The sequence below is a fragment of the Amycolatopsis sp. NPDC051071 genome, assembly GCF_040682875.1.
Taxonomy (GTDB): Bacteria; Actinomycetota; Actinomycetes; order Mycobacteriales; family Pseudonocardiaceae; genus Amycolatopsis.
On record NZ_JBFBBY010000263.1, the window covers coordinates 1 to 7808 of the forward strand.

Below are 7808 nucleotides of genomic sequence, written 5' to 3' on the forward strand. Positions count from 1 at the left end.
CCCGTTCGTGTCGCTCTCTCTCGCCTGACCACGTGTCATGAGGGGTCCCCATAGGACACTTTTCGTCCTATGGGGACCCCTCATGACGTTTCCCTGGTGCTTGGGCTCGCTCGGCCTGGGCGCTGTGCCGTGGTGGAGCGCCTGGGCGCTGTGCCGCAGTCGAGCGCCGCCGCCCCCAATGTGGCATTGGGGACGCTGATCGTCCCCAATGCCACATTGGGGGCAGCGCACGCGACCGGGCAGGGCCGCAGGACCCGAAGCTCGTTCACTTATCCCCAGCACTTATCCACAACCGCGCCCACCTGTGGACAACTCCCGCGACCAGCACTTTCCCGCCCCCACCCCCGGTAGACTGGACTCGGGGACGCCCCCCTGGGAGCGGTGGGGGCTGGGGTACGGCAGGTCAGCCTTGGCGCAGGGTGGTGACCATGGCTTCGACGGCGATCCGCGGTTTCACGTTCAAGTCGATCGCGTCGCGGCATTCGAGGACGGCTTCGAGGCGGCGCAGGATCGAGTCCGGTGCCCAGGCGGAGGCGGCCTGGGAGATTTCCGAGGCGTGGTCCGGATGGTTCAGGGTCGCGCCCGCGCCGCTCGCGGTCACGAGTACGTCCCGGTAGAACGCGGCGAGGTCCACCAGCGCGAGGTCGAGGCTGTCACGCTGGGTCCTGGTCGCACGCGACTTCTGGCGCTTCTCCAGTTGCTTCACGGCGGCTTCGGCGGCCCGTTTCGCCCCCGCGACGCCCTTGCCGATGCCGTCGCCGCCCATCGCGGTGCGGAGCATGGAGCGCTCGGCCTCGTCGCGGACCTTGCTCTCTTCGCCCGCGTCGGCCTCCGCCGCGCTGATCAGCTGATCGGCGCAAGTGAACACATCGGACGGACGGCGCAGGCCGAGCGGGATCCGCAGCACCGTCGAGCGCCGCTGCCGGGCCGCCTCGTCGGTGGCGAGCCGCCGCGCGCGGCCGACGTGTCCACTTGAGACGGACGCAGCCCATTGCGCGCGGTCGGGTTCGACACCGTCCCGTTCGATCAGCACCTGCGCGATCGCTTCGGGCGGCGGAGTCCGCAGGGTGACCAGACGGCACCGCGAGCGGATCGTCACCGAGACGTCGTCCGGGTGATCGGACGGCGCGCACAGCAGGAACACCGTGCGGTCCGGCGGCTCCTCGACGGCCTTCAGCAACGCGTTCGACGCGCCTTCGGTCAACCTGTCGGCGTCCTCGATGACCACCACTTGCCACCGCCCCGTGGTCGGGCGGCGAGCGGCGGACTGGACGAGGGAACGCATTTCGGCGACGGAGATCGAAAGGCCTTCCGGCGCGACGAGCTTGACGTCGGCGTGCGTGCCGGCGAGTACGGTGCGGCAGCCGGGGCATTCGCCGCAACCGGTGCCGGTGCCGCACTGCAACGCCGCCGCGAAAACCCGCGCGGCGGTCGAGCGGCCCGACCCGGGCGGGCCGGTCACCAGCCACGCGTGGGTCATCGCCCCTGGCGCCACGGGCTGGTTCTCGATGATCCGCGCGGCCGCCGTCGACGCCGTGGAAAGCGTGCGCGCGGCGGGCTCCTGGCCGACGAGCTGCTTCCAGACACCGATCAGCACAGGGGCTTCCGTCATCTCACCTCGACCTTTTCCTCCGCCGGAGCGAGCCCGGCGAGCCTGCCGACGAGCACCGCGCGGATCGCTGTCCGCACCCGGTCGCCCACCTCGTCCTCGGTACCGTCCGCGTCGACCACCACATACCGGTCCGGGTCGGCGGCGGCCATTTCCGTGAGCAGATGCTGCACCCGCCACTGCGCGTCCAGCGACTCCGATTTCCGCATCACCGTGCCGGGATCGGCGTCCAGCAGGACGGTGATGTCCGGGCGCAGCCGGTTGGTCGCCCAGTCGGCGAGCCCTTCGAGTTCCTGGCTGTCCAGCCCGGCGACCGCCGACAGATGCGCCAGCGGCGAGTCCACGAACCGTTCCATCACCACGACGGAACCGGCGTCGAGCGCGGGCTGGATATCCCGTTCGACGATGTCCGCACGCACCGCGGCGGCGGCGAGTGCCTGCGCCCGCGCACCGGTCAGCGAAGCGCCGGAGAGCAGCTTCGCGAGCCGCTGGTCGTCCAGCGCGGGGTCTGCGGCCAGTACGACGGGACGCGTACCCGCGCGCAGCCATTCGGCCAGCCGCGCGGCCTGGGTCTCGGTGTTGACGGCGCGGGTGCCCTCGAGCGCGATCAGCAGACCGTTGACGCGGCGCGGGCTCCGGCGCAGGGCATTGCGGAGATCGGCGAGGATCGGTTCGGCGCGCCTGTCGTCCATCTGCCGGTAGGCGACGATGCCGGCGATCAGCGCCAGGACACCGCCGCCGATCATGACCGGACGGCTGCCGTCGATCGTGATCGTGCCCCCCCACAACTCGACCTCGGTCTTCTGGACCGCGCTGATCAGCACCGGCACCAGGATCGTCGAGCCGAACAGCACGATCTTCATCAACGACTGGTAGATCGCGTTGATCCGGCCGCGGATGGAGTCCTCGATCCGCGAGCCGATGATCGTGACACCCGTCAGGAACGCCGTCCCCGCCCAGACACCGACGAAGGCGACCGCGACCAGTGAAACGGCGAGGTGCGGCGACAGCGCGACGACGATCAGGCACAGGCCGGCGGCGACGATCGAGATCCCGAACAGCCGGTCGTGCGCGAGCCGCCGGGCGAGCTTCGGAGCCACGGCCATCCCGGTGGCGAGCCCGAGGAAGACGGCGAGGACGAGGAGGTTGAACGCCGCGTCACCGCCGAGCAGGCTGGACGAGTACGGCTTGGCCGAGCCGATCACCGCGCCACCGGCGGCGAACGCGCCGAACGCGCCGATCATCAGCCCGCGCACCAACGGCGTCGTCCGCACGAAGCGGGCGCCGTCGGAGATCATCTGACGGAAGCCGAACTTCTCCTCGTCGGCCTGGTTGGCCTTGGGTTTCTCGACCGTGTGGACGTTGCGCAGCGAGAGTTCGGGGATCCGGGTGGCGATCACGATCGCGCTGGTCAGGTACAGCAGGCCGGTGATGACGACGGCGACCTTCGCGATGCCGAGCTGGGCATCGCCCTGGAAGAAGTGGAACGTCGTGTTGCTACCGGTGAGCACGGCGTTCGCCCCGGCCGCGGTGATCACCGCGAGGCCGTAGGTCATCACCATGCCGAGCTGGTTGGCGGTCTCGACCTGGTCCGGGCGGCGCAGCAGGTTGGGCACCGCCGCGTCCTTCGACGGGATCCACATCATCGAACAGCAGCCGACCAGGAAGTTTCCGACGAACACCCACCACGGCGTGCCGACGAACGCGATCGACAGCAGGAACCCGCACCGGCCGAGATCGCAGAGCACCATCACCTTGCGCCGGTCGAACCGGTCGGCGAGCAGCCCGCCGAGCGGGGCGAACAGCAACCCCGGCAGCAGCGAGGTCAGCACGACACCGACGAACGCGTAGTTCTGCGCCGCGTAGTTGTCGGTCATCTTCGTGACCAGGCTGGCCAGCGTCAGCAAGTTCAGCCAGTCCGCGACGCTGCAGAGATAGGTGACACCCCAGAGCCGGCGGAACGGCTTGATCGCCAGCACGCGCCGTGCGCGGTGGATGGTGGAGGCGTCACGGCCCGTTGATTCACCCGTGCCCGCTTGGGGCACCGACTGCACGCCCTCGCTGATACGCCCACCCCACTAGTCACGCGGCGCCGGGCGACCCGCGTGTACACCGAGTCCCCCGACCGTAGGGCCAGGGTATCCCGATGGGTGCCGTGGGGACGGACGGCCCCGTCCGGCGCTACCGCCGGACGGGTTACCCGAAGATCCCCGCGATGCTGTTGAACAGGCTGGCCAGCAGCTGAATGGCGAGGACCGCGAAGACGATCATCAGCACGATCGCGATCATCACACCGGTGGTGTTCGAAGACGGCTTGCCGAGCCTCGGAAGCTGCATCGAACGCCTCACCCGCCGAACTTCGACCTCGGCCTCTTCGTCGACCTCGACCGGCTCTTCCTGCTTCAAGCGGCGAGGCTGACGAAGCAGTTGCGGCGGCCTCGTCGGCCACGTGCGCTGCTGGGGCAGGATCCCGATCGGAGCAGGGCCCTGCTCACCGACAGTGCTGATGATCCTCCCCGGCGGGAAAGCGGCGGACTGCTCCGCGCCCGGTGTCCTGGCCGGCTGCTCGTCGGCGAGCATGGCCGCGTTGACCATCCGGCTCACGACTTCGGGGTCGTGCTGGACCGGCCCGGGGATCTTCAGCTGATTCTCTTCGGCTGACCCCAGGGAGTCCGGCTGGCCCGCGGTACCGGACGTGACCAGCCCGGACAGCGGATCGGCGAACGTGTCGCCAGGAGGATCTGCCTGAGTGCCATCGCCCTTCACGAAGTCGGGGGCGTCGAAGAAGGGAGTTTCGCCCTTCCCGCTCATGGTGACCACCTCACTACGGAATGTCTTCTCCTTCAAGGGTAACCACCTCGGCCCGTCGCACATCCGCCCAATGGGCCAGATAAATGTCACGCGCCGCGAGGCTGATCTTCACATCCTCCAGCAAAGGTTCGAAGAAAGAACGCCGGTAGCGGGCATCTGTCGCGGTTGATGCGGCGAAGTACAAACCGGAGAAAACGGCAAGGAAAAGGGAGACGTTGACGAGTGCGGAACTCACCGGAAGGGGGACACCCAGCAGTGTTCCCGGCGCCGACTCACGCCCGGCGAACACCGTGACCACCTCCGGCCGGAGGATCAGCACCCCGAACACGATGAAGAAGACGAACACCAGCGCGCCGAACGCCACGATCTGCACCGCCTGCGCGAAGAACAGCACCAGGGTGATGTTCAGCCGCTCCGTCCTGGACAGCGTGCGCCGGACCGGCAGCGGCTCGTCGTCATCGTCGTCGAAGGGCGTGCCGCGCAGGGCGGCCGCCCCCGGTTCGACGGTCCAGGACTTCAGCTCCTTCATCTCGTCGGACAACATCGAAGCCAGGAACACCGCGCCGATCACGGTGAGGAACCCGACCACCAGCCAGAGCCGTCCCGGGCTCAGCCGCTCCACCGCCTGCCACAACTCGGCGGTGAAGAAGCTGAACATCACCACGAGCAGCAGCAGCGGCAATGCCCGCGACGCCAGTGTGCCGATGGCCCTGACCTGCGCGACCGCACTCCGCGCCGCCCAGGTCAGGATCGAGCCGACACCGATCCGCACCAGCAGCATCAACCCGGCCAGCGCGGCCAGGTTGGTGAGCACGGCGAGCCACAACGGGTCGTCCCACGGCACCAGCCCGGTGAGCCGTTCACCGAGCGGCAGCACCAGCACCCAGAACCCGATGGTCGCGACCATGACGGCCAGCCGGACCCGGGTGCGGTGCAGCATCCGGAGCAGCTTCGCCATCAGCCTGCCGGCGACCATCGGCACGATGATCACGGCGAACGTCAGCGCCAGCACGCCGAGGACGTAGGCGAGCCCGCTGCCGCGCATCCTGGCTTCGAGCACGTCCTCGGAGACGTCCAAGAGCTTCAGCAGCCCGGACAGCAACAGGTCGAGCAGGCACAGGAACACCAAGCCCGGCGTCGCCCGGCGCAGCATTCCCGCCCCTCGCCTGCGCCGGTGGATGACCATCGGCAGCCCTCGCCGCCTGAACCACGCGTCGGCCGCGCCCCGGTCCAGGTCCATGCCTCGCCCCCTCGTCTTCGCTCAAGGCGGCTACGTCCGGCTCAAGTCCACCGCCTCGTGCAGCCAGCCCGCCAGTGCCCGGCGGTCCATTCCACCGAACATCAGCCACCCTTCGGAAGGGGCGGCGTACAAAACGAACCGCCCCAGATCGTTGTCGATGATCACGAAGCCGTAGTCCGGGTACTCGGCGTTCAGCCCGCCGAAGGCGACCAGATCGAGGATCGCCGTCCCGGTTCGCCGCCGGTCCAGCAGGTCGCAGACCAGGCCGACCTCTTCCTCCTGGCCGCTCAGCGGCACGCCGTACTCGTCGATCCGGATGCGCATCGGGGCCACGTCGCCGGCAGGAACATGAGGCAGCCCGCCGAACACCCGGGCACCCAGTTCGCCGAAGTCGCTCAAGCTGAACGTGGTCCGCCGCCCGGACCGCATCCGCCACACGACCGCCTGGTGCCCGTCGCCGTAGCAATCGACCCGCACCGCGCGGGGCGCGGAGGCGAAGACGCCGGTGAGGACGCCTCGCACCGAACCCCGCAGCATGACGCCGTGCATCTGGACGGCGGCGGGAAGGATCTCGCCGTTCTCCATCAGCCCGGCCTCTTCGAGCATCGCCGCCTTGGCCGCGTACCGCTCGGCCTGGGTGACGAGGTCGCCCGGCCCGTCGTAGGACGGGCACAGGCGGCGGATCTCGTCGTCGGTGATCTCCGGGTCGTAACCCAGGTACACGCTCCGGCGCTCGGGCACCGCGCGCAGCACCGGTTCGGCCGCGCGCTTCATCAGTTCCTTCACCGTGGCCGGCTCACGCATGGTTTTGCACCGCCCTCACGATCCATTCCTCGGCCATCGACCGGCTGGCCGGACCCCAGATGAGCGTCCAGCGACCGTCGCCGTCCATCGCCGCGCTGAACTGATAGCGACCGAGATCGTTGTCCACCAGGCCGAACGCGCCGTGCGGATACTCGGCGAGGATGGAGTTCCGCACCGCGAGATCGACAAGGACAGTGCCGTGACGCGGCCGCGAAGCACCCTGACGGATCACCTCGACGGCCTCACGGGCCCGCACCGGGATGAGCCCGCCCGCGTCCGTCTCGATGCGCACGGTCTCGCCGGGGCCCGGCGGGTGATCGGGCAGCCCGTCGAACACCCAGCCCGGCAGCGCGCTCAGGAAACCGGACCGCAGCCGTGCCCGCCTGCCCAGCTTGTTCAGCACCGTGGTGTAGTCCTCGTCGCCGAAGAACCGGACCTCCCACGGCTCCGCGCGCGACGGGAAGACCCCGGTCACCACGCCGCGGATGAACCCGCCCCGCAGCGCGCGATACAGCCCGACGGCCTCGGGCGTGACATCGCCGCCGGAGACCAGCCCGATCGCCGCCATCCCGCTCACGAACCGGGTGTACTGCTCCACCTCCTCGGCAAGGGTGAGCCCTGGAGTCGGCTCCTCGTCGGCCAGTACCGGTGGCACGGCGAGTTCCGGATCGTAGAACTCCATCACCGAGGGACGCTCCGGAACCTCGGCGGCCAGCGGGGCGATGACCTCGTCGATGACGTCGAAGACAGCGGTCGTTGAAGTGCTCACCTGACCATTGAACACCCTGGTACCGACAATTTTTAGAACTTTTGTTCGAATGGGCGAGGTCGGTCTGCGAACGGTCGGCGAGCGGTCTTGAACCCCCTTCGAGAGGAGGGCGCGGGCAGGCGGCGGGGGTGGCTGGGGCGCGGCTGGGGCGCGGCTAGGGCGGCTGGGGCGCGGCTGGAGCGGCTGGGGCGGCTCCGGGTAGCAAGGGACCTTTGCTCTCCGGCTCCGCGTGGTCGATGACGGCGACGGCGGCGGCGGCGGCCATCCCGGCGCGGCGTCCGGTCGGACGTCCGGTCGGCCATCCCGGCGCCGCATCCGGTCCGGCCTTCGGTCCGGCCTTCGGTCCGGGCTTCGGTCCGGGCTTCGGTCCGGGCTTCGGTCCGGGCTTCGGTCCGGGCTTCGGTCCGGCCTCCGGTCCGGCTTCCGGTCGGGCGTCGGTCCGGGCGTCGGTCGGGCGTCCGGTCCTGACGGAGGCCCCCGGACGTCATGAGGGGTCCCCATAGGACAAATTTCGTCCTATGGGGACCCCTCATGACACTTGAGCGAGAAAGTGCGCCATAAACGGCCCGCTACTT

The 7808-nt window shown here is 69.5% G+C and carries 6 protein-coding genes; all 6 read right to left on the bottom strand.

The window, feature by feature from the left end; translation table 11 throughout:
- Positions 1 to 403: 403 nt before the first annotated feature.
- Positions 404 to 1612 carry a DNA polymerase III subunit delta' gene (locus AB0M65_RS39400; protein ID WP_364040256.1) on the bottom strand — a complete coding sequence of 403 codons (1209 nt, stop codon included), beginning with the start codon at positions 1610 to 1612 and terminating at the stop codon, positions 404 to 406.
- On the bottom strand, positions 1609 to 3663 hold the full coding sequence (locus AB0M65_RS39405) for a dTMP kinase (protein WP_364040259.1): 2055 nt from the start codon (positions 3661 to 3663) through the stop codon (positions 1609 to 1611). Before AB0M65_RS39405 ends, AB0M65_RS39400 begins: the two co-directional genes overlap by 4 nt.
- 142 nt (positions 3664 to 3805) lie before the next feature.
- Entirely contained in the window at positions 3806 to 4420 is a 615-nt protein-coding gene (locus AB0M65_RS39410) for a hypothetical protein (RefSeq protein ID WP_364040262.1), read from the bottom strand.
- Between the two features lie 13 nt (positions 4421 to 4433).
- Positions 4434 to 5660: a hypothetical protein gene (locus tag AB0M65_RS39415; protein ID WP_364040265.1), complete on the bottom strand. Its 1227-nt coding sequence runs from the start codon at positions 5658 to 5660 to the stop codon at positions 4434 to 4436.
- Between the two features lie 30 nt (positions 5661 to 5690).
- Entirely contained in the window at positions 5691 to 6464 is a 774-nt protein-coding gene (locus AB0M65_RS39420) for an ESX secretion-associated protein EspG (RefSeq protein ID WP_364040268.1), read from the bottom strand.
- Positions 6457 to 7248 (bottom strand): ESX secretion-associated protein EspG, encoded by a 792-nt coding sequence (locus AB0M65_RS39425; protein WP_364040270.1) that lies wholly within the window; start codon positions 7246 to 7248, stop codon positions 6457 to 6459. Before AB0M65_RS39425 ends, AB0M65_RS39420 begins: the two co-directional genes overlap by 8 nt.
- Positions 7249 to 7808 lie beyond the last annotated feature (560 nt).

Bases quoted from the DNA above. Each gene is read 5' to 3' on its own strand.
- AB0M65_RS39400 (WP_364040256.1), bottom strand. From the start codon at position 1,612: ATGACGGAAGCCCCTGTGCTGATCGGTGTCTGGAAGCAGCTCGTCGGC.
- AB0M65_RS39410 (WP_364040262.1), bottom strand. From the start codon at position 4,420: ATGAGCGGGAAGGGCGAAACTCCCTTCTTCGACGCCCCCGACTTCGTG.
- AB0M65_RS39415 (WP_364040265.1), bottom strand. From the start codon at position 5,660: ATGGACCTGGACCGGGGCGCGGCCGACGCGTGGTTCAGGCGGCGAGGG.
- AB0M65_RS39420 (WP_364040268.1), bottom strand. From the start codon at position 6,464: ATGCGTGAGCCGGCCACGGTGAAGGAACTGATGAAGCGCGCGGCCGAA.